Source organism: Weissella sp. ESL1139 (genome assembly GCF_058506735.1).
Window position 1 is genome coordinate 1,322,391 of the sequence record NZ_CP196375.1, and the last position, 24,061, is coordinate 1,346,451.

The window sequence follows — 24,061 nt, forward strand, 5'->3', positions numbered from 1 at the left end:
CTATTCATTTACGTTTCAATGAAAAAAGCCACATGTTATCGCATAACATATGACTATTTATCCTAATTATTGTCAGAACTTCCTACGGCATCATTGGTATCTTGTACGTCACCAGTCTTACCTAAGTGTTCATCATAATCAGCTGAATAATAAACCTTACCAGTCTTCAAGTTTGCAACGAAGTATAGGTAACCCTTTTCACGATCAGTTGGATGCAAAACAGCGTCGATTGCTTCCAATGATGGATTATTAAATGGTCCAGGACCAAAGCCAGAATAACGATATAAGTTATATGGATTCTTACTTTGCACATCCTTATTAGACAAATTAGTTTTCTTTGTCTTCAAAGCATACTTTGTGGCTACATCAGATTGTAATGGCATATCTTTATCAACACGGTTTAAGAAGACCCCAGCAATCGTTTGACGACTGGTTTGATCAACACCTTCACGCTCAACAAGTGATGCAACTGTCAATACTTCATGCATACTTAAGCCAGAATTCTTAACATCTTTAAAGCGTGGCTTCAATTGCACATATGACTGAGCTACCATTTGGTTAACTAGTTCACGCGCATTGTTAGCATCTTTCCAGTTATAAGTAGCTGGATACAAGTAACCTTCAAGACGATAACGAATATCTTTCGCTTCCTTGCTTGAAGCTTCTGAATCTAACAAACCTGGGTAGGCTTTCTTTAAACGATTGAAAAAGGCTTTGTCATTGACTGCCTTCAAGAAATCATCCCTCGTAAATTTGGTCTTATTGTTGACGTCATTTGCAATGTCATCAATGGTCTCCCCTTCACGTACTGTAATCGTTTCTTGATTATTCAGTGGTGATGAAGCACCCCCATTTTGTAATGTTTTAACAATTTCAGCTACTGTATCGGCTGGTGAAAATAGATAATAACCTGACTTCAAATTTTTAACATCTTTGTCTTGCACATAATGTTTGAAAGCTCTCTTTGAACGAATTATTTTTGCTTTATCTAATTTATCAGCAATTTCATCAGTATCAGCGTTGTCTTTGATTTTAACTTGCTTGCTCTGCTTATCTTGTGTATTTAGTGCTGAATAATCGCGCTTGTCTTGATAGCTAATCGTAAAACTAACGCCACCAGCAACAATAACTAATAAAATGATAATAATCACTATGATTCGGATAAGACCGCGACGGCTACGCTTTTTACGTCCAGCGTGATTACCATTATTCATAACAATTTCTCCTAAATATAATCTCTTAATCAATAACGCAAATAGTCGCTATTACTCCTAGTATATCAGTAATAGCGACTATTTAGAAAGTGTTTAAATATATCTTAACGAATTTCAGCACCAAATTGTTCAGCTAGTGCACCAGCAATGTGATCCACTTTTTGACTTGTTTCATCATCAAGCATTGTTTCTTCAGCATTAACAAATGTCAAACCAAAGGCAATTGACTTCATATCACTTGGTACGTTCTCACCAGTATAGACATCGAAAATAACGACATCATGTAAGGTCTTACCACCAGCCTGCTTAATAGCAGCTTCAATACGTGAAGCAGCAACATCACGGTTAACTAGAATAGCCAAATCTCGTGAAACAGCTGGGTAACGTGAAATTGCCTCGTAGTTACCTTCATTCTTTGGCAAAGCAATAATAGCTGATAAGTCTAGCTCAAAGGCAAATGTGTCATTAATGCGGTATTCCTTAGCTGTTAGGGGATGAATTTGACCCACAAAACCAATTAAATTATTACCAACATAGATATCTGCAGTACGTCCTGGATGCATATCTTCACGGGTTGTATTAGCAACAAACGTTACTTCATCAGTGAAACCATAGTTTGTTAGTAATTGTTCAACAATCCCCTTCATGGCATAGAAATCAGCCGGTTGTGCTTTTTCTGCCCAAGTACGCGCCGTAATATTACCAGTCATAACACCAGCTAAATGTTCAATTTCATCTGGGCGCTTAGTTGCATCCCCATCCGAAACAAAGACACGGCCTTGCTCATACAAGGCAACATCCATTTGCTTGCGGGCCTTATTATAAGCAACATCATCTAACAAACCAGTCAATAAGCTCATTCGGGTTTGTTGACGGTCCTGTGACATTGGATAATCTAATTGAATTGGTTCACCATCAGATAATGCAAAACGGTTAGCCTTTTGTGGCGTTGTCAAAACGTATGAAATCGCTTGGTTCAGACCAAGGCCTTCCAAGGCATGACGACTTGCACGAATTAACTTTTGTGCCTTCGTTAACTTACCAGGTGTTGTCTCACCGGTTGGTAAGGTTGCTGGTAAATTATCATAACCGTATAAACGGGCAATTTCTTCAATTAGGTCGGCAGCAATTGAGATGTCCCAACGACGTGCTGGTACCGTTACTGTGAAAGTGCCATCGTTTTCTTCATAAGGGAAGAACAAACGATTGAAAATAGCAGCAATTTCAGCACTAGTAATTTCAGTTCCCAATACATGGTTAACATAATCAACACCAACACTAACGCGAGGTGCTTCATAAGCAAAGTCTTGCGCAATCACTTGACCTGCTGTAACTTGACCACCAGCCAACTCAGCAACTAATGCGGCAGCATGATCCAATGCAGTAAATGTATCCTCTACATTAACCCCACGTTCAAAACGCATTGATGCTTCTGAATGCAAGTTTTGGTCACGTGCGGTGTGACGAATTGACTTAGGCTCAAAAATTGCCCCTTCCAAAACAATATCAGTTGTTTTGGCAGTCACTTCAGTTGACTCACCACCCATAACACCGGCAAACATCAACGCTTCATCACCAGAAGCAATGACAATATCGTCAGCACTGGCTTCACGATCAACACCATCAAGTGTCTTAAGTTGTTCACCATCTGCGGCGCGACGAACATGTACTTCAGGTGCAGGCAAAGCATTCAAATCAAATGCATGCATTGGTTGACCATACATTAGCAACATATAGTTTGTAATATCAACAACATTTGAAATTGGCCGAATACCCATGGTCCACAAACGACGTTGTAACCATAATGGTGAATCTTTAACCGTCACATTTTTAACAACACGTACCCCATATTTAGGTGCTAAATCAGCTGGTGCCGTAGCACTAATCAAATCACTCGTTTTTTCATCGCTTTCATGCAAATCAAACGTTGGCAACTTGGGTTTTTCAGAAAGGATTGCGGCAACTTCCCAAGCTGTTCCATTCATTGAAAAGAAATCAGCACGATTTGGCGTAATACCTGTTTCTAAAACATCATCATCAAGCCCTAAGACCTTTAGTGCATCCTCACCAGGTGTTAATTCAGCAGCATCAATATCATTAAATACCCAGATACCATCTTCAAAATCCTTTGGTGCAACTTTGTCATCAAACCCAAGTTCTTGAAGCGCAGCTAACATACCATTTGATACCTCACCACGTAACTTACCTTTACGGATTTTTTTGTTATCACCAATCACTGAACCATGCTTAGCCAAAACAACCATTTGACCTTCAGCAACATTTGGAGCACCTGTAACAACTTGAATTGGCTCATCTTCGCCGGCATCAAGTTGAGTAATCACCATATGATCTGAATCTGGATGTGGGACAACAGACAATACTTTGGCAATCACAACCTTCTTCATATTGCCTTTTGGTTGATACAATCCTTCAACCTCAACAGCTGTACGCGAAACCTTTTCTGCTAATTGCGCTGCTGGCAATTCAATTGGCATATAATCGCGTAACCAATTTACTGAAACCTTCATTTTGTCTTATCCTTTCTGATCAAATTGTGTTAAGAAACGTACATCATTCAAATAGAAATTACGAATATCTTCAACACCGTACTTAAGCATTGCAAAACGATCAGGACCTAAGCCAAAGGCAAAACCGCCATAGACGTCAGGATCAACCCCTGAATTACGTAATACATTAGGATGTACCATACCGGCTCCCAACACTTCAATCCATTCAATATCTTCAGGGTTCATATCAGGCGTTACCGCATTCCATGAAATATCAACCTCAACAGAAGGTTCCGTAAATGGGAAATATGATGGACGCAAACGAATATCGTGCGCTTCACCAAACAAATTATGCGCCACAGCCAACAAAGTTCCCTTTAAATCAGCCATCGTAATATGCTTATCAATAACCAAGCCCTCCATTTGGTGGAATTGGTGTGAATGAGTTGAATCATCGGTATCACGACGATATACACGACCTGGTGAAACCATCTTTAATGGTCCTTTTGTAAAGTCATGATTTTCCATCGTACGAGCTTGTACAGGTGATGTTTGCGTACGCATCAAAATTTCAGGTGTGATGTAGAACGTATCTTGCATGTCACGCGCTGGATGATCCTTAGGCAAGTTCATGCGTTCAAAGTTATATTGATCCTCTTCAACTTCTGGACCTTCGATAACTTGATAGCCCATGCCCACAAATTGATCTTCTAGATTTTCAATAATTTGTTGCAACACATGTGGTTGACCTTGCTTAACGGCACGGCCAGGTAATGTCACATCAATTGTTTCAGCTTCTAATTGTGCGTCCAATGCCATCGTTTCTAGATGGCTTTGACGTTCTGAAATTGCTGTATTTAAAGTATCACGAACATCATTAGCTAAAGCACCAACAACTGGTCGTTCTTCAGGGGTCAAGTTCTTCATACCACGTAACACTTCTGTTAGTGGTCCCTTTTTACCCAACCAATGTACACGAACCTGGTTAAGTGCCTTAACATCCGCTGAATCATTAATTTGTGTTAATGCTTCATCACGCAATGTTGTGAGCTCATCTTGTAAACTCATGTTTCTTCTCCTTATACTCATATAACTATTACAAATAAAAAAGTCCCTTCGATAAATAATTTATCGAAGGGACGCTAATTAACGTGGTACCACCCAAATTTAGTAGTCATCATTGACTACCCTCGGATATCTATTAACGGTGATAAACCGCATCAATGTTTAATTGATGAACTCCTGACTGAAATTCTATGTTTCTAAAGGCAGCCTTTCACCAACCACTGCTCGCTATGCTTTACAAAACACATACTAGGTCATTCATTGTTTCTTGTACCATTGTACAAAGTTTATTTTTAATTTTCAAGCGACGATTAACAATTCGTTTGCCACTTATCTGACCACTCATGAATAGCTGTCATCATGTCACGCATTGATTCACCACGTGGGGTCAATGCGTACTCAATCAATGCAGAATCATCGTATGTACGTCGCTCCACAATATCAGCTTCTTCTAATTCTTTCAATCGTTCAACTAACACACGATCTGAACACTTTGAAACTGATTGCGCTAGGTCTTTAAAACGGCGTGGGCCATTAACTAACAAAGTTTCAATAATCATGCCATTCCACTTACGTCCCAAAATATCAAAAGTTGCGACAAACTTGTCACACAATTTATTTTCAGACATATCACCAGCGATATTTTCAGTTACTGCTGTCATATGTTATTCTCCTTCACATAATTTCTTGTCATGCATTATTTTATGCTTTACTAACAAAAAATGCACACAACATGTTTTAAACGTTTAAGTCCATTATACTGTTATCCACCCCACAACGAAAGTAAAATTTGACACAAGGTGTATACTGATTTAGGAAAATTTAAGAAAGTTAGGTACAACATTACGTCAAAACAAGACTCCGGTAGCATTTTTAATGCAACTTTTATTCAATTATTCATTATTCAAATTCTTAGTATGATGACTTTTTATAGTCTCTTTGTCATCATCGGTCCATACGCGGTCAAAACTTATCATGTCAGCACAACCATGGCTGGTCTAATTACTGGTATGACCATCATTGGTACAATGGTTGCCCGTTTTAGTGCTGGTATCATGACCGCTAAATTTAGTGCTAAAAAACTAACCATTATTAGTATGGTGATTTTGGTTCCTATCTTACTTGCTTATCAATACCAAGGCGGCATTGTGTTTTTACTACTCATTCGCTTTATTCAAGGGCTCGCGGTTGGTCTCACTGGTACGGTAACAAACACAGCCGTTGTCAATGTTATCCCAACTGCCCGACGCGCTGAAGGTATTGCTTACTTCTCCCTAGCCACGATTTTAGGAACTGCTTTTGGTCCTTTCTTTGCGCTATTAATTGAGCAACATGCTTCCTACAGTGTGCTATTCTGGATTGAGTTTATTATCGGTATCATTGCCTTAATCGCAGCTTTGCTAATTGATGCTGATAAAGTTGTGATTAAAGCAACGCCTACAACTAAAAAGTTCAGTTTGCAAACCTTGATTGAACCAAAGGTGCTTGGTATTTCACTAACACTTGGTTTTGTTACTTTCGGTTATGCAGCTATTCAATCTGAGCTTGATTTTTATGCCAGTGATTTAAACTTAACCACTTTCGCATCATATTTCTTTTTGGTTTACGCCTTTGCAATCTTAATTTCACGACCAGTTGTTGGTCGCTTAATGGATAGCAAAAACGAAAACTACGTTGTTTATCCAGCATTAATCATTCTGACCATTGGTTTGATCATTTTAGCTAAAATGTCAAACGGTTGGATGATGCTCTTAGCCGCTATCTTCATTGGCTTTGGTTTTGGAAACTTCCAGTCAGCTATCCAATCAACAACCACCCAAATGGTACCGGCTGATCGTTTAACCCAAACAACAGCGACTTATTTTATTTGCTATGAATTTTCATTAGGTTTCGGTCCTTCAATTATTGGTTATGTCCAACCAATGCTCGGCTATCAAAACTTATTTATTGTCATGGCACTTATTGCCTTAATCGGTATCGTACTTTACTACTTTATTCATGGTCGTAAAGTTAAGGCCTAAACGTCCCCTTTAATTAATACGAAAATAAATACCAGGATTTATTGTGTGTATACAATAAGTCCTGGTATTTTAATTTATTATTTAAAGTTCAGCTAACTTAGAAATCAAGATAGCTCCAATGACAACCATGATCGATCCAACCAAGATATATGCCATTTGACGCTTTGTTTTCTTTTCTTTCAAAATGAAGATAGCCCCAAAGGTTCCAACGATAATTCCTGTTTGTGATAAGGTCGTTGCCGTTGCTTGTCCAACATCAGGATTACCAGTTGAGATAAACATGAAGACATTTCCAAGAGCCCAAACCAAACCAGTAATAACTTGACGCCAAGTACCAGCCTTGAACATGTCACCAGTTTCCTTAAAGAAGAAGATGACAATTAGAATTGCTCCTAAAATTTGACCCAATGATTGAGGAGCCACGATAGCTGTCATGTAATCCAAACCATTATTTTGGTTGTGAATTGCATCGGAAATATACCCCCACTTATTAAGCAAGTTTGGAATTACGAAGTAAGCCATGAAACCAAGCGTTGAAACAAGGACAGCCGTAATACCACCCTTGAAATCACGTTCTGGATTCAAGTCAGCGGGTGCATTTTTATCACGTACGGTTGTAAATAAGGCACCAACTGTAACCAACGCGATTGACAAAATTCCAAAGAACCACATCCGACCAGTATGCCATTCACCAAGAACAGCTGCGGCCATCAATGCATTACCAACGATTTGACCAGAAGTTGAAAGTGGGTTACCTATTGATACTCCCAATTTCTTAAAACCAATCAATTGACCAACTTGACCAACGGCCCAAACTAGTCCTGAAATAAATCCAACTAACCAAATTCTAGGGTTAAACGCATAATCTGCACCAGCACTTGGAATAACAAATGCAAATAAGGTACCAAATCCTAAAATAAGGGCACCAATAGTCATTCCCATAATACCTTGAGCAGCTGTACCACCAGCTTTGGTCGTTACAATACCAACTGACCCCCAGGCTAGAGCAGGAACTAAGGCGATTAAAATCGACATTTTTCTTTCCTCCACATCAAAAAATATAAAATAACATCATAGAAGAGAATACATCATTGTAATCGATTACACAAGCATTATTACGACGTATACATTTTTGAACTTTAAAGCATTTATTAATCACTCACGTTACACGTTTTTTCATACTCAATTATTACAATCGAATGAGAGCATTAAAAATTCAGCACCAACAAAAAAGCCAGGACAAATCATCCTGGCTTTTGTTTCATTCATTTAGTTTGTATGAAATAATCGTTTCATACGAGCTGAAGCTGGTGAGAAAAATTCAGCAACTGCCAAATAGTCGTCAACCAAATCAACTAATAGACTTTCACGATAATGTGGTAATTCACTTGTTGCTCCCCACATATGCTTTAAAATAATGTCCTTCTCCATTGGTGATAAATGGGTAATTTTTTCAGCATTTCTTAAAGCAACACGTGGATGAATAAAGGCATGTGAACCAAGTTCAAACTTGGTTTCACGCCAATCATAGAAAAACAAATCGTGCAAAACACCCGCACGGGCCACAGCTGTCGCATTAAGGCCAAAACGTAGTGCTAGCTTATAACTAACATATGACACTGTAATACAATGCGTCAACCGGTCCGAATGATGGTGTTGTGTGTAGTTAGCCATCTCTTGAACTTGTGGATGTGATAACAAATCTTTTACAATATCTTTGTAAACTTTATCTTTTTCCCAATCTAATACCATAGCGTCTCCCCCTTGCACAAGTATAGATTACCTAATCAAACTTTAACGAGCCTTTAATGCAAACATTGCTACCCCTGCGGCAACAGCTACATTCAAAGATTCTGCTTGACCCGTAATCGGAATATATAAGTTTTTTGTTGTCATTTCAGCCAAAGCTGGTTGCATGCCCTGTCCTTCGTTACCCATAATTAAAGCAAACTGGGTTTGAGCTGGAATCGTAAAGACATCCGCTGCTTCTGGATCTAACTGCGTACCATAAACATTCATACCATTTTGTGTAAATGATGCTGTCCAATCCATTAAATCACCAGTTGTGGTAATCAAATGAAACTGTGAGCCTTGCATAGCACGTAGCGCCTTTGGTGAGTATGGATCAACTGACCCTTGACCAAAGACGACACCGGTAAAGCCGGCCGCATCGGCTGTTCGAACCATTGTTCCAACATTACCTGGGTCCTGAATACCATCCAAGAACAGCCAAGCACCATCATGAATAAACTGTGGTTCACGAGTTGCTGTTGGCAATGATACTTCGGCAAAAATACCTTGTGGTGTGACCAAATCTGATAATTTCTTGGCAATTTCATTGGTAATTTCAAACACAGGTACTCCCAGTGGCAAATCCTCCTGATGTTCTGCCAATTGTTCATCCGTACCCATCAATGCATGTAATTTACCTTCGTGATGAATTGCTTCTTGTACTAAATGCCAACCATCAAGCAAATATGTTTGACTTGCTAGACGACCTTTTTTTGTTTGCAACTTTTGCCATGCTTTGACACGACCATTTTTTACTGATTTAATAGTTTCCATAAATCTATTATACGCTAAAACGAACTCAATTGCCTATGATATAATTTAATATGGGATTTTAAAATCACATTTTGTCACTAAAGAAAGAAGGATAACATGCCCGTTTTAGATTTAAATGACACGGCTGCTGTCAAAAAATATGAAGAATTCGTCAAAAGCTCACCCTATGGTCAAGTCAATCAAGACCTTGGTTGGGCAAAGGTTAAAAACAATTGGGAACCACGTTATGCATATGTTACTGACGAAGATGGTAACATTATCGCAGCGATTTCAATGTTATTAACGCAAACAAAGCTAGGTAAAAAATTTGCTTACGCCTCAAAGGGTCCTGTTATGGATATTACCAATTTTGATTTACTTGACCAATTAATGGTTGAAGCTAAAAAAGCCCTTGCAGATGATGATGCCTACCTCTTGCGGATGGATCCTGAAGTTGCCTATTCAGATGAATTGAATGATGCACTAAAGGCACATGGCTTTGAAATGCGTAATCGTAATGTTGCCGACCAAGGTATGCATGCAACGATTCAACCACGCTTAAACATGGTTTTGGATTTGACTGCTAAGCCTGAAGCTAAGGAAACGTTTGACTTATATCCATCAAAGACAAAGTCAAAGTTGAAGCGTCCTATTCGTGACGGCGTTACTGTTCGTTACGGTACTGATGCTGACGCGATGGCCGCTTTCTATGAAACTTATGTTACAATGGCTAACCGTCATGGGATTACATATCGACCAAAAGAATACTTTGATCGTATGTTAGCTGCCTTTGGTGGTGACAATGGTATTATGCGTGTTTACATTGCCGAACGTGAAGGTAAGCTATTATCAACTGGTCTTGGCTTCAAATACGGTCGTAAGATTTGGTACATGTACGCTGGTTCTAATGATGGTCCAACCTACTACGCACCTTACGCAGTGCAAACAGCAATGATTCAATGGGCCTTAGATGAAGGCGTTGATTTGTACGACATGGGTGGTATTGGTGAAGCATCAACAGATGATGGCTTGTATGTCTTCAAACATACCTTTATCAAAGCTGATCCACGTGAATATATCGGTGAAATTGATTTAGTATTAGATGAAGATGCTTATACAACATTAGTTCGTAAATAAAACAGATTTCTGGAACACGTTTACACTCACAATATAAACCGATTATTGATTAGTCAAAAAAGGAAGGCTGAGACAAAAATGTCTCGGCCTTCCTTTTTGTTTATTCAGGATTTTGTTCTTCTAAGCGCCAACGCAAGTATGCATTAATAAACGGATCCAAATCACCATCTAAGACACCTTGTGGGTTACCAGATTCAAAGTTATCACGATGATCCTTCACCATTCGATATGGTTGGAAAACATATGAACGAATTTGTGATCCCCAACCATTTTCTAGATGATCACCCGCAATGGCTGCTCGTTCTTGTTCCTTCTTATCCATTTCAAGTTGATACAACTTCGCCCGCAACATGGCATAGGCTGTATCTTTATTTTGAAACTGTGAACGTTGTTGTTGTGACGCAACCACAATTCCTGTTGGAATATGAGTTAAACGTACCGCTGAAGAAGTCTTATTAATGTGCTGTCCACCAGCTCCAGACGCACGATAAACATCCATCTTCACATCAGCTGGATTAATATCTACTTCAACTGAATCATCTAATTCTGGCATGACATCAATTGACACGAATGATGTATGGCGACGACCAGCCGAATCGAATGGTGAAATACGAACAAAGCGATGAACACCACGTTCAGAACGCAAATAGCCATACGCATTGTAACCAGTAATCTTTAGTGTTACTGAATCTACCCCAGCAACATCCCCCGGATGGTAATCCATGATGTCCACCTGAAAACCGTGTTGTTCTGCCCAACGTGTGTACATACGTTGCAAATTGGCACCCCAATCAGCTGATTCCGTACCACCAGAACCTGGATGAATTTCTAAAATAGCGTTGTTTTTATCATATGGTTCATTTAGTAATTGTGCTAAACGATATGCCGATAAATCTTCAGCTAACTGATCCAAATCAGCGGTCATTTCATTGGCCATGTCTTCATCATAAGATTCGCCCAATAAGTCAACGGCTGTTTCAATATTTTCAACACTATCAGCTAATTTTAGATAATCATCACGACGACCCTTTAGCACATTATTTTCATCAATAACTTTTTGTGCGGCAACATTATCATTCCAAAAATCCGGTGCAATCATTTCAGCTTCCTTAGCCGCAATTTCATCATTTAAAGCATCTAAATCTAATGATTCACCAAATTTTTGAATTTCTGCAGCCATATCAGCTAATTTACGCCGAGCCTCAGCTAATTCCATGCTTTCCTCCCTAATATTGAAAAATGAGGCTGAGATATTTATCCCAACCTCATTCACTCATTAATTAACTTTTGTGATTACCGAACATTTTGACGGATTTCTGACTTCATAAATAGACGCGTAACGTCAAATTCTACAGCAGAAATCATTTCATTAAACATACGGAATCCCTCGTTTTGGTACTCAATCAATGGATTTAATTGCCCATATCCACGTAATTGAATAGCATCACGCAATTGATTCATTGCTTCCATATGATCAGTCCATTGTGAATCAACCACACGTAGAATGACGACACGTGTAAATTGTAATAGACGTTCTTCATCGTCACCTAAGTCATGCAACTTTTGTTCGTATACCTTTTTAGCACGACGATAAATTTCATCTGAAATAGCTTCAGGTGTTTTCTTGTCAGCCAAATCATCAACTGTAATTGAATCAACGGGCACAATGGTTGATTGCGCAAAGTCAACCAAGCCATCCAAATCCCAGTCCTTAGGCTTACCCTTGGTTAAATTTTGCACAACACGATCAATAGTCCGTTCTACCATTGGTAGTAAAACATTGCGTAATGAATGTTCTTCATCAATAACGGCATTACGATCCTTATAGAACGCATTACGTTGTTGTGACATGACATCATCATATTGCAAAACATGCTTACGTGAATCGTAGTTATTTCCTTCAACACGCTTTTGAGCAGATTCAACAGAACGCGTAATTAATCCATTACGGATAACGGCATCCTCATCACCCATATCCATGCTTTCCATCAAATTTTTGATACGTTCACCACCGAAACGAATCATCAAATCATCTTCTAGTGACAAGAAAAATTGTGAGTAACCAGGGTCTCCTTGACGACCAGAACGTCCACGCAATTGATTGTCAATACGACGTGACTCGTGTCGCTCAGTTCCAATAACTGCCAAACCACCAAGTTCAACCACACCGGGACCTAACTTAATATCGGTTCCACGACCAGCCATGTTGGTGGCAATCGTTACGGCACCACGTTGACCAGCATTCGCAATGATTTCAGCTTCGCGAGCGTGGTTCTTGGCATTCAACACGTTGTGAGGAATACCTGCTTTATCTAGCAACTGTGACAGTAACTCAGATGTTTCAACGGCAACTGTACCAATCAAAATGGGTTGGCCCTTCTCATGTAACTTCGTAACGAGTTGCAAAACGGCATTAAACTTTGATTTTAGATTAGGATATAGTAAATCAGGATCATCAACACGTTGAATTGGTTTGTTAGTTGGAATGGTCGTGATTTCCATATTATAAATTTCACGGAATTCATCCGCCTCAGTCTTAGCAGTACCAGTCATTCCTGATAGCTTATTGTACTGACGGAACAAGTTTTGATACGTAATTGATGCCATTGCACGATTATCTTCTTGAATTTGCACTTGTTCTTTAGCTTCAAGAGCTTGATGCAATCCATCAGAGAAACGACGTCCTTCTTGAATACGTCCAGAAAAGGCATCAACCAAAACAACTTCACCATCACGGACAACATAATCTTTGTTATTAAACATTGTGTAGTTCGCACGCAAAGCTTGATCAACGTGGTGAGTCAAAGCAGAATTACCCGGACCATATAAATTGTCTAAGTTGAAGTACTTCTCTCCCTTAGCAATTCCTTCATCATTTAATAGGACTGACTTTGATTCATGATCAACCTTAAAATCAACATCTTCAGTTAATGATTTAGCAAAACGATCAGCACGAATATACAATTGCGTACTGGTTTGAGCTGGTGCACCTGAAATAATCAAAGGTGTACGGGCCTCATCAATCAAAATTGAGTCAGTCTCATCGACTAGCGCAAAGTTCAAACCACGTTGCACACGATCTTCTTTACGTGCCACCATGTTATCACGTAGATAATCGAATCCAATTTCTGAATTAGTTGTATAAGTAATATCATCCAAATAAGCTTCACGCTTCTCATCAGGTGACATATCAGTCAAGTTAATACCAACTGTTAGACCTAACCACTTGTACAACTGACCCATTTCTTCACCGTCACGTTGCGTTAGGTATTCGTTAACCGTCACAACATGAACACCTTTTTGTGGCAAAGCGTTCAAGTAAACGGCCATTGTTGCGGTCAAGGTTTTTCCTTCACCAGTCTTCATTTCAGCAATATTACCACCATGCAATACTTCTGATCCCATAATTTGAACACGGAATGGGTAAAGACCCAGTACACGCTTAGCACCTTCACGAACAACGGCGAAGGCTTCTGGCAAGATATCATCTAAGGTTTGACCTTGCTTTAGTAACTCACGGAAATATGGTGTTTTTGCTTGTAATTCTTCATCAGATAAGGCTGCCATTTCGTCGGCATATGCTTCTACTTTATCGGCCACACGGCCCAAGCGACGTAAGGTACCTTTATCACTTTCAATAATTTTACGTAATGGATTAGCCATCTATAATCTTCCCTCTCATCGGTCATTATTAGCTATTTGTCGCTAATTATACTAAATATCATTCTAACATACTGCTGGCGATATGGTAACCAACCTTTTAATATAAAAGAAAAGAGATGATATCTTAACGACTAACGTCATGACATCATCCCTAATATTTAATTACAAAAATTCACGAATGTTTGTTAATGTTTGCTCACGGCCAAGAAGTTCAAGCAATTCTCCTAAGTTAGGACCTTGCTCTTGACGTGTTGTGGCAATACGCAAAGGATTCCACAATGCGCGTCCCTTAACATCCATTTCAGCTTGAATTTCACGAACAGCATGTAAGACTGCTGTTGCTGTGAAGATAGGCATCTTTTCAATCTTATCAATAAACAAGTTTAGCATATCGGTAACATTGTCAGCTTGCATCCATTCCTTTGATGATTCTGGAATTTCATCAGCTGCTGGCATCTCAAAAAATACTGGCTTAATCAAAGGTACAATTTGAGCAGTGTATGAAACACCATCCATATAAACATTCATTACTGAACGCAACCATTGCATCTTTTCAGCCGTTAGTTCTTCAGGCTTAACCACATCAGAATATACCAATTGCTCAATCAACTTATCAAAGACCATATCTTGATCAGCTGTCTTAATCCATTGGTTGTTGACCCATTCTAACTTCTTATTATCAAATTTAGCGGGTGACTTAGATAAACGCTTTTCATCAAACAATTTAACTAATTGCTTCTTATTGAAAATTTCCTTTTCGCCCTTTGGTGACCAACCTAGCAAAACAATGAAGTTCAACAATGCTTCTGGTAAGTAACCTAATGCACGATATTGCTCGATAAATTGCAAAATCGTTTCATCACGCTTTGATAACTTCTTACCTGTATCAGCATTGATAATCAAAGTCATATGACCAAAGACTGGTGCTTCCCAACCAAAGGCATCATAAATCATTAATTGCTTAGGAGTGTTTGAAACATGATCATCCCCACGCAAAACATGAGAAATTTCCATCATGTGATCATCAACAACAACCGCAAAGTTGTATGTTGGCATACCGTCAGCCTTTTGGATAACCCAATCGCCACCAACAGTTGATGAATTGATTGAAATATGCCCTTTGACCATATCGTCCCATTCATAATCATGGTCTTCAGGTACACGGAAACGCACAACGTATGGCATCCCCTTAGCTTCAGCATCAGCTTGGAAGGCTGCTACTTCTTCATCAGACATACCTTCATACTCATAAACATAGTGAGGTGCTTGCTTAGCAGCAACTTGTGCCTCACGCTCAGCAGCTAATTCTTCTGAAGTTTTGAATGAACGATAAGCTAAACCACGATCCAACAAATCTTGAATCAATGGCTTGTAAATTGACAAACGCTCTGATTGACGATATGGACCGTATTTGCCGGGGTTAGCAGGTGATTCATCCCAATCCAATCCTAACCACGTTAAATTGTCCAACTGTGATTTTTCACCATCAGCAATATTACGAGTCTGGTCAGTATCCTCAATACGGATAATGAATTCACCCTTATAATGACGGGCAAACAACCAGTTAAATAATGCAGTACGGGCATTTCCAATATGTAAATGTCCAGTTGGTGACGGTGCGTAACGCACACGAATTTTCTTTTCGGTAGTCTCAGCCATGCTAATCGACACTCCTCTTTATCTTGTATTTATTAAATAATATACCGTTTACTAATATACCGCGCTTTGTGCTGCGTTTCAATGTATTCAAAAAAATAAATTCTTATTTTTTTGAATAATTATCATTTATTGATAACATTTCCAAAAATCATACGACCAGCATCAGTTTGTAAGGCAGACGTCACTTCAATTGTGACGGTTTCTTGTAGATGTTGACGACCTTCTTCAGCCACTACCATTGTACCATCGTCTAAGTAACCAACTGCTTGCTGACGTTCAGTACCATTCTTAACTAATAAGACTGACAAATGATCACCAACTGCTACACGCGGCCGTAATGCTCCTGCTAATTCGTTAATATTTAACACCTTAACATTCTGAAACTTAGTGACCTTGTTCAAATTATAATCATTCGTAACTAGTGTGCCATTCGTTTCTTCAGCCAAGCGAATGAGCTTTTCGTCAACTTCTTTGATGTCTTCGAAATCGCCTTCCCACATTTCAATAGGGACATAATTCTTTTCACGTAGTTCATTTAAAACATCTAAACCACGGCGACCACGAACACGTTTTAATGACTCACCCGCATCAGCAATATACTGTAGTTCATATAAGACGAAGTTTGGCACTAATAACGTTCCTTCAACAAATCCCGTTTTAACCAAATCCACAATGCGACCATCAATTAAAATATTTGTATCTAATATCTTATAATGATGATAATTTTTTTCAGCATCAGTGAGTACATCACCATGCTCAACATCCTTTTGTGGTTGAACTTTTTTAGTTCTTGCTGTTAATACTGAAGGTATTAATTTACGCCACTCATCAATACGTGTCGTTCCAAGTTTGTAACCAAAATAACCTAACACGACCATTACGATAACAGGTACTACCGCACTCATAAAGAAATTATCCATATGTTGTAGCGGTACTGTAATCACAACTGCGATAACCAGCCCAATTAATGTGGTCAATGAGCCAATCAACAACAGTAAAGGTGATTGCTTATTTAAATAGTTTTCAATGCGATGGATAGTTTGATCAACTGGCCGCCATAATACAAAACTTAATAAATAAAAAATAATAGCACCTAAAATAAAATTAACAATGACGTTATTAATCCATACTAAATCTGTTATACCTAAAATATTCCAAATAACTGGCAATAAATTGATTGCAATTGCACCACCAGCTAAGATGAAAATACTTTGAATTATTCGCTTTCTTAACATATTATTCTCCTTTCTATATTAATCTAATGCTACCTTTAAAGCATCTAATAATGTTTTAGCCCCGATAATTTGAATACCTTGAACTTCGGTTAATTGATCCACCACATGTTTAGGGACAAAAACGCGCTTGAAACCTAATTTTTTAGCTTCATTAACGCGTTCGACGACATTAGGTACTCGTCGAACTTCACCAGTTAAACCAATTTCGCCAATGAATGCATCAGTTGCTTGAGTTGGAATATCCTTATAACTCGATGCAATGGCAACAGCAACAGCTAAATCAATCGCAGGTTCATCTAATTTCACACCTCCGGCAGCGCGCACGTAGGCATCTTGGTTTTGTAATAGTAGATTTGAACGTTTCTCTAACACGGCCATTAATAATGACACACGGTTACGATCAATTCCAGAAGCAGTCCGCTGTGCATTACCAAATACCGTTGGCGTAACTAAAGCTTGCACTTCTACTAAAATAGGCCGTGTACCTTCCATAGCGACCACAACAGCTGAACCACTTGCATTATCTAAACGTTCCTCTAGAAACAAATCTGACGGGTTAGCAACCTCCATCAACCCACTATGTTGCATGTCGAAAACACCCAACTCATTAGTTGATCCAAAACGATTTTTAACCGCACGTAGCAACCGGAAGCTACGTTGATTATCACCTTCAAAGTACAAAACTGTATCAACCATATGCTCTAGTATTTTGGGACCAGCAATTGCCCCTTCCTTAGTAACATGGCCAACAATAAACATGGTAATGTTATTCGTTTTCGCAATCTGCAACAATTCAGCCGTTGTTTCTCTAATTTGTGAAACTGAACCAACTGATGAGTTAACATCTGGCTCCTGCATTGTCTGGATGGAATCAATCACGACGTAATCAGGTTTAGCCTCGTCAATCGCTTGTCTAATTTGTTTCATATCCGTCTCTGGGAATAACAAGAAATCAGAATCACCACGTACGCCTAATCGTTCAGCGCGTAATTTAATTTGTGAGGCACTCTCTTCACCGGCAACGTATAAGATTTTGCCACCCATATTGGCTAATTGACCAGATATTTGTAATAACAACGTTGACTTACCAATTCCTGGATCACCACCAATTAAAACCATTGAACCTGGTACAATACCGCCACCTAAAACGCGATTAAATTCAGCATTTTCTGTTTTAATGCGCGGTGTTTCTTCAATATTTACTTCAGACAATCGTTCGACTTTCGCAACTTGGCCAGCCAGATTAACACGTGATTTACGATCTACTTTTTCTGGCTGCATGACTTCTTCAACGAAAGTTCCCCAAGCACCACAATTAGCGCAACGTCCCATATATCGTTGTGAAACAAAACCACAATTAGAACAAACAAATTGGGTTTTCGCTTTCGCCATATAATTTCTCCTTTCTAATTTGTACCTGAACTACCAAAACCACCTTGACGTGATTGCTTTTTTTGTTGGCGATCATTATCAGTTACTAGAAATGGCATGAAAATTCCTTGACCAATTCGTTCACCTTTTTTGATTGTCATATCTTTAAGACCCCAGTTGATCATTTGAATAAAAATTTCACCTTCATTTTTAGGATTATCAACATAGTCAGCATCAATAATACCGACACCATTTGGCAAAATCATGCCCCGCTTTAATGGATTTGATGAACGGTTTGCAATCATCAAATATTCATTATCACCCATGTATGCTTTAATACCAGTTGGTATCAATAAAGGTTTCAAAACTTGTTTTGCTTCCTCATATGCTACATTAGTGATACTTTCATTATGCCTTATTTGCCATAAAATTTTCACAAAAGGTAACTTCCAAATTGAGGGTAAGGTAAAATCTTCAGCAGCTTGAAAATCATAGCCTGCTGCTCGTTCAGTTGCCCGACTAGGCAAATTCAAATTATCATGTTCATATTTCTTTACGACCGCAAATCCACGTTGCATCATTATCTTATTCCTCTCAAATAAATTCTCAAACTTAAGTATATCGTAAATTTACAGAAATTAAAAAGCACTCGTCAAAATAACGTGTGCTTTCAAATAAAATTTAAACTTTATAAGCTAATTTCTGATATTCTTCATTTCTGAAAAAAGCTTGGCGTGCATATGTGCAAACCGGCTTTAACTGGACACCAGCTTGCTTGGCACGTTCAACGACTTCAGCCAACATTTGGCCAGCAATTCCTTGACCTCGCAAACTTGGATCAACATAAGTATGATCAATCGACCAAACTTTACCACCTAAAATCGCTGGAAACAATATCTCTGCATCGACAATACCGTCTGTTTCATGAAAGAGACGGCCAGGTTCATACGTAAACTTCATATTAAAACCTCCTCTCTTTATTATACATGAGATAACAATTAAATAGCTTCTAGTAACTACCGAATTGCACCAACAAAGTCAGGTAACCATTTTCTAGAAATATATTTGATAACAACTTTTTCTGACAATTTATCAACCGTGATATATTTACCACCACCGATGTAAATACCAGCAGTTGTTGGCAAAGCTGCCGTTCCCCAAACCAATAAATCACCAGGAATTGTTTCATTAGTTGGTAATTTGGCAACAGCTTTCATTTGTTCACTAATTTTATTAGGGAAACCAACACCTTCAACATGATTAAAAACATATTGGATCAATCCCGCTGTATCAAAACCAGTTTCCAAATTATTCCCTTCTTTTTGATAAGGAACATCTAGCACATCATCAATGACATCATCTAACCGATCACAAATTTCGTCCATAATCATTTGTAACATAGTTCGTTGCACACGCGCACCAGTGACTTTACGAGCAAACGTTGATGCAGTAACTTGAACCGGTTTATCTGCAAGCGGTGGTTCATATAATATTTCAGCGTCGATTTGTTCATAATCATTAATATGAATAACTCGTCCAGGTTCAATCTTAAAAGGCATAATTCACTACTCCTTCAATTAAAGATACAAAAAAAGACTCGAAACCGAGTCTCCTTAATAATAGCTTTTTATTGGTGAATGTAACCTGAAGCTGTTGATGCAGAAATTGTACGAGTGTTCGTCAACTTACCTGCATAGTTACCTTCAGAAATTGTAACAGTACCGTCACCGTTAACTGAATCAACAACAGCGACGTGACCATAACCACTAGCGCCACCAACACCTGGTGCAAAGTATGCAACAGCACCAACTGAAGCAGTACCATTTACGCTATGTCCAGCTGCAGCAGCTGATGCTGGCCATGCTGAAGCATTACCCCAGTGATTACCAACCCAACTCAAGTCACCCTTAACGAACCAAGTGCATTGTCCGTATGGATATGTGTTCCCAGCTACGTCAGCTGAAGCAACTGAAGTTTGTGTAGGCTTTGAAACTGATGATGGTTGTGCAGCAACTTGTTGTGGTTGTGATGCAGCTTGTGATTGTGCGGCTGCAGATGAGGCAGCGGCTTGTGATTGTGCTGCGGCTGATGATGCGGCTGCTTGTGATTGTGCAGCAGCTGATGATGCAGCAGCTTGCGATTGTGCGGCTGCAGATGAAGCGGCGGCTTGTGATTGAGCTGCAGCTGATGAGGCAGCGGCTTGTGATTGTGCAGCAACTGATGATGCAGCAACCTTTGCGTTAGCTTCTGATGTTGCAGCTGATTGTGCGGCGGCCTTCTTGTTTGCTTCTGATGTTGCAGCAGCTGACTCTGCAGCAGCCTTAGCGTTTGCTTCTGATGTTGCAGCTGATTGGGCAGCAGCCTTTTCATTAGCTGATGAAGTTGCAGCAGCTGATTGGGCAGCAACCTTGGCATTTGCAGCTGAAGTTGCAGCTGATTGTGCGGCGGCCTTTGCGTTAGCGGCTGAAGTTGCGGCAGCTGACTCTGCAGCAGCCTTAGCGTTTGCTTCTGATGTTGCGGCTGATTGTTGTGCAGCAGCACTGTCAGCGGTTGCTTGTGAAGCTACTGACTGTTGTGCAGGTGCTGACTTAACTTCTGCCTTAGGCGCAACAGACTTTGGTGCTACAGCCTTTGGTGCTGCAGCCTTAGCTGAAGCAGCTGGTGCCTTTACAGCTGTAGCTGAAAGGTTGATTGTATCACCAACGTAGATTACTGATGATGCTTGTAGACCATCATTAGCATCTAACAATTCAGCCAAAGTCATACCATTAGCGTTAGCAATTGCCCATAATGAATCTCCTGCCTTAACAGTGTATGAACCATTATTTGAAGCTGGCTTTGCAGCTTCTTTTGCTGGAGCAGCTGACTTAGCTGATGATGAACCAGGCAAGTTAACTTTTTGACCTACTGTGATGAAGTTAGCATCAGCAATTTTGTTTGCTGAAACTAGATCATCAACAGAAACGTTGTTGGCTTGTGCCAATGCGTATAGAGTGTCGCCAGATTTAACAGTGATAGAATCAGCTGAAGCTACGACTGAGCTTCCTGCCAATGCTGCCGCCGCTCCAGCAGTTGCTAATAGCGTGTTTTTTACAGATGCGTGCATATTTAGTACTCCTTAGACCTAAAATTAGTTGTTTATATACTTAAGAAACCAATTATTATGATTTCTTAAAGATTTCTTTATTTTTACTACAAGCTATATTGTACTTTAGAGACTTTTCAAAATAGTTCTATTAATGTTTCATTTATGTTACATAAACATAAATTATCATTTTTGTCCTATTTCGTCCCAACAGCTATACAGTATACAAAAAAGACAGTGGTTTATACCACTGTCTTGAAAAATGTTTATATTTTCTTAATCTACTTATTGATTAATCTTTTTTCGTATCATTCTCACTAATGACAATCTTACCATCTGACATCTTAGCTAGTAATTGCTTTACATCTGGATTATCCAAATAGAAATCAGCAATTTGATCTTCTAATTGTTCTTGAATAACACGACGTAGTGGACGTGCTCCCATTTCAGGGTTGTAACCTAAGTTTACAAGCTCTTGCTTAACATCATCTGTCATATCAAGATGCAAGTCTTTTTCTGCGATTGCATCGTTCATTTCGCCAATCATCAAGTCCACAATGTGCAACAAGTTTTCCTTTGACAAAGCATTAAACTCAACAATTCCATCAAAACGGTTCAAGAACTCTGGCTTGAAGTATGGTGCCAAACGTTCTAGCAAACCTGTTGTTTTTGAATCATCATCTGGATCAAAGCCAACCTTAGTATCTTTGACACCAGTACCAGCATTTGATGTCATGATAATAATCGTATCCTTAAATGAAACCACATGACCTTGGGCATCAGTCAAACGCCCATCATCCAAAATCTGTAAGAACATATTCATAACATCAGGATGAGCCTTCTCAACCTCATCAAGTAGGATTAATGAATATGGATGACGACGAACAGCCTCAGTCAATTGACCAGCCTCTTCGTATCCGACATATCCAGCAGGGGCACCGATTAACTTTGAAACAGAATGCTTCTCCATGTACTCAGACATATCGAAACGAATCATATTTTCAGTTGTACCAAACAATTCTTTAGCAAGTTGCTTAGCAGTTTCAGTCTTTCCAACTCCAGTCGGACCAACAAATAGGAAGCTTCCAATTGGACGACCAGTTTTGTTAAAGCCGACACGGTTACGACGAATTGCTCGTGCAATCTTTTCAGTGGCTTCATCTTGACCAATAACATGGTCAGCTAGGTGATCACCCAGGTGACGTAATTGATCTTGCTCAGAAGCTGCTAATTCACCTACAGGGATACCCGTCTTCTCTTCAACAATCTTTTGAATATCTGCAACAGTAACAGTTTGAGCTGCCTCATTTTGAGGTGCTTGTTGCTTAACAGCTTCAAGCTGTAATTCTAAGTTATTAACTTGGTCACGTAACTGACTAGCCTTTTCATAATCTTCACGTTCAATAGCTGATTGCTTTTGTGCTTCAGTTGAATGAATTTTATTCTCTAATTCCTTAGGATCAGCAATTTTAACTGACAAATTCTTCTTTGAACCAGCCTCATCAATTAAATCGATTGCCTTATCTGGTAGGAAACGATCAGCAATGTAACGATTTGATAAGTTAACAGCTGCTTCCAAAGCTTCATCAGAATACTTTACCTTATGATAATCTTCATAACGTGAACGAATACCCTTAATAATTTGCAAAGCTTCCTCAGTTGATGGCTCATCTACTTGTACAGTTTGGAAACGACGAGCAATTGCGGCATCCTTTTCAATCTTACGATACTCATTCAATGTTGTTGCACCAACTAGTTGGAACTCACCACGAGCAAGCGCTGGCTTCAAAATATTACCAGCATCCATTGAACCTTCACCAGCAGTTCCGGCTCCCATAATCTCGTGAATCTCATCAATGAACAAAATCACATCGTCACGTTTTGCAACTTCGTCCATTAACTTTTGCATACGTTCCTCAAATTGACCACGTACACCAGTTCCTTGAACTAATGAGACAACATCTAAACGAATGACTTCTTTGCCTTGTAACTTACCAGGAACTTTAGCATTAACAATCGCTTGTGCTAATCCTTCAACAACGGCAGTCTTTCCAACTCCGGCTTCACCAATTAATACCGGATTATTCTTAGTACGACGATTCAAAACCTCAATGACACGAGCGATTTCATCGTCACGACCAATCACCGGATCAAACTTACCTTTACGGGCTAGCTCAGTTAAATTAATACCATATTGCTCAAGCAAGCCACCGCCTTGACCATTATTACCGCCACCTGGGCCCATTTGCGTCCGTTGTCCTTGTTGTGAACGTTGTGCCTGTTGTGAACGTGCTGCTTCATTATTCATCATACGAAAAATATCATCAAAATTTGAAAAACCAAATGGATCTTGTACCATAATACGGCCTCCTTATTATCTTTTTATATATTGATTACTCCCCAATAAAAGTCAATTAGGTTCTTTGACCTTCCTTGACCTTATCTACATTATCTATATTAGCACTCTAACACCGAGAGTGCAAATTATTTTTAAACTTTTTTGCAATAAAAAAGATTGATTTTTAAAAATTATAAAAATCAATCTTTATAAATTAATATA

The 24,061-nt window shown here is 39.1% G+C and carries 19 protein-coding genes and 1 other annotated feature; of the genes, 2 read left to right on the forward strand and 17 right to left on the reverse strand.

Going from position 1 to position 24,061, the window contains the following annotated elements; translation table 11 throughout:
* Positions 1-62: 62 nt before the first annotated feature.
* The 4 genes from mltG to ACSYSF_RS06530 all read right to left on the reverse strand — a co-directional run bounded on the left by mltG (position 63) and on the right by ACSYSF_RS06530 (position 5,448).
* On the reverse strand, positions 63-1,214 hold the full coding sequence (gene mltG / locus ACSYSF_RS06515; RefSeq protein ID WP_489867223.1) for an endolytic transglycosylase MltG: 1,152 nt from the start codon (positions 1,212-1,214) through the stop codon (positions 63-65).
* A 104-nt stretch (positions 1,215-1,318) separates the two neighbouring features.
* Positions 1,319-3,742, reverse strand: a complete 2,424-nt coding sequence (pheT, locus tag ACSYSF_RS06520) for a phenylalanine--tRNA ligase subunit beta (protein ID WP_489867224.1) — start codon at positions 3,740-3,742, stop codon at positions 1,319-1,321.
* A gap of 6 nt (positions 3,743-3,748) precedes the next feature.
* Positions 3,749-4,789: a phenylalanine--tRNA ligase subunit alpha gene (locus ACSYSF_RS06525; protein WP_489867225.1), complete on the reverse strand. Its 1,041-nt coding sequence runs from the start codon at positions 4,787-4,789 to the stop codon at positions 3,749-3,751.
* A 64-nt stretch (positions 4,790-4,853) separates the two neighbouring features.
* Positions 4,854-5,057, reverse strand: a binding site (T-box leader).
* Positions 5,058-5,097: 40 nt separating this feature from the next.
* The gene (locus tag ACSYSF_RS06530; RefSeq protein WP_489867226.1) at positions 5,098-5,448 is read right to left on the reverse strand and encodes a winged helix-turn-helix transcriptional regulator; all 351 of its coding nucleotides are present in this window, start codon (positions 5,446-5,448) and stop codon (positions 5,098-5,100) included.
* A 240-nt stretch (positions 5,449-5,688) separates the two neighbouring features.
* On the opposite strand from ACSYSF_RS06530, the gene ACSYSF_RS06535 reads away from it, so the two are divergent.
* Positions 5,689-6,807, forward strand: a complete 1,119-nt coding sequence (locus tag ACSYSF_RS06535; RefSeq protein WP_489867507.1) for an MFS transporter — start codon at positions 5,689-5,691, stop codon at positions 6,805-6,807.
* A gap of 81 nt (positions 6,808-6,888) precedes the next feature.
* On the opposite strand, the gene ACSYSF_RS06540 is transcribed toward ACSYSF_RS06535, so the two are convergent.
* From ACSYSF_RS06540 to ACSYSF_RS06550, 3 genes are all read right to left on the reverse strand, one after another.
* On the reverse strand, positions 6,889-7,842 hold the full coding sequence (locus tag ACSYSF_RS06540; protein ID WP_489867227.1) for a GRP family sugar transporter: 954 nt from the start codon (positions 7,840-7,842) through the stop codon (positions 6,889-6,891).
* A gap of 234 nt (positions 7,843-8,076) precedes the next feature.
* The gene (locus tag ACSYSF_RS06545) at positions 8,077-8,559 is read right to left on the reverse strand and encodes an HD domain-containing protein (RefSeq protein WP_042491682.1); all 483 of its coding nucleotides are present in this window, start codon (positions 8,557-8,559) and stop codon (positions 8,077-8,079) included.
* Between the two features lie 42 nt (positions 8,560-8,601).
* Positions 8,602-9,372, reverse strand: a complete 771-nt coding sequence (locus ACSYSF_RS06550; protein WP_489867228.1) for a TrmH family RNA methyltransferase — start codon at positions 9,370-9,372, stop codon at positions 8,602-8,604.
* 96 nt (positions 9,373-9,468) lie between these two features.
* On the opposite strand from ACSYSF_RS06550, the gene femX reads away from it, so the two are divergent.
* The gene (gene femX / locus ACSYSF_RS06555) at positions 9,469-10,488 is read left to right on the forward strand and encodes a UDP-N-acetylmuramoylpentapeptide-lysine N(6)-alanyltransferase (RefSeq protein ID WP_489867229.1); all 1,020 of its coding nucleotides are present in this window, start codon (positions 9,469-9,471) and stop codon (positions 10,486-10,488) included.
* A gap of 100 nt (positions 10,489-10,588) precedes the next feature.
* Here the strand turns inward: femX and prfB are convergent, their stop codons facing one another.
* The 10 genes from prfB to ACSYSF_RS06605 all read right to left on the reverse strand — a co-directional run bounded on the left by prfB (position 10,589) and on the right by ACSYSF_RS06605 (position 23,860).
* Positions 10,589-11,704: a peptide chain release factor 2 gene (gene prfB / locus ACSYSF_RS06560; protein ID WP_489867230.1), complete on the reverse strand. Its 1,116-nt coding sequence runs from the start codon at positions 11,702-11,704 to the stop codon at positions 10,589-10,591.
* Positions 11,705-11,781: 77 nt separating this feature from the next.
* Entirely contained in the window at positions 11,782-14,151 is a 2,370-nt protein-coding gene (secA, locus tag ACSYSF_RS06565; protein ID WP_489867231.1) for a preprotein translocase subunit SecA, read from the reverse strand.
* A 162-nt stretch (positions 14,152-14,313) separates the two neighbouring features.
* A complete protein-coding gene (gltX, locus tag ACSYSF_RS06570) occupies positions 14,314-15,810 on the reverse strand; it encodes a glutamate--tRNA ligase (protein ID WP_489867232.1) in 1,497 nt (498 codons plus the stop codon).
* A 122-nt stretch (positions 15,811-15,932) separates the two neighbouring features.
* Positions 15,933-17,045: a PIN/TRAM domain-containing protein gene (locus ACSYSF_RS06575; RefSeq protein ID WP_489867233.1), complete on the reverse strand. Its 1,113-nt coding sequence runs from the start codon at positions 17,043-17,045 to the stop codon at positions 15,933-15,935.
* An 18-nt stretch (positions 17,046-17,063) separates the two neighbouring features.
* Positions 17,064-18,437, reverse strand: a complete 1,374-nt coding sequence (gene radA / locus ACSYSF_RS06580; RefSeq protein ID WP_489867234.1) for a DNA repair protein RadA — start codon at positions 18,435-18,437, stop codon at positions 17,064-17,066.
* A 14-nt stretch (positions 18,438-18,451) separates the two neighbouring features.
* Positions 18,452-18,994: a dCTP deaminase/dUTPase family protein gene (locus tag ACSYSF_RS06585; protein ID WP_489867508.1), complete on the reverse strand. Its 543-nt coding sequence runs from the start codon at positions 18,992-18,994 to the stop codon at positions 18,452-18,454.
* A gap of 103 nt (positions 18,995-19,097) precedes the next feature.
* Positions 19,098-19,376 carry a GNAT family N-acetyltransferase gene (locus ACSYSF_RS06590; RefSeq protein WP_489867235.1) on the reverse strand — a complete coding sequence of 93 codons (279 nt, stop codon included), beginning with the start codon at positions 19,374-19,376 and terminating at the stop codon, positions 19,098-19,100.
* 56 nt (positions 19,377-19,432) lie between these two features.
* Positions 19,433-19,975, reverse strand: coding sequence for an NlpC/P60 family protein (locus ACSYSF_RS06595; protein WP_489867236.1), 543 nt, complete (start codon positions 19,973-19,975; stop codon positions 19,433-19,435).
* A gap of 68 nt (positions 19,976-20,043) precedes the next feature.
* Positions 20,044-21,522, reverse strand: coding sequence for a LysM peptidoglycan-binding domain-containing protein (locus ACSYSF_RS06600; RefSeq protein WP_489867237.1), 1,479 nt, complete (start codon positions 21,520-21,522; stop codon positions 20,044-20,046).
* Positions 21,523-21,793: 271 nt separating this feature from the next.
* Positions 21,794-23,860, reverse strand: coding sequence for an ATP-dependent Clp protease ATP-binding subunit (locus tag ACSYSF_RS06605; RefSeq protein WP_489867238.1), 2,067 nt, complete (start codon positions 23,858-23,860; stop codon positions 21,794-21,796).
* Between the last annotated feature and the right edge of the window lie 201 nt (positions 23,861-24,061).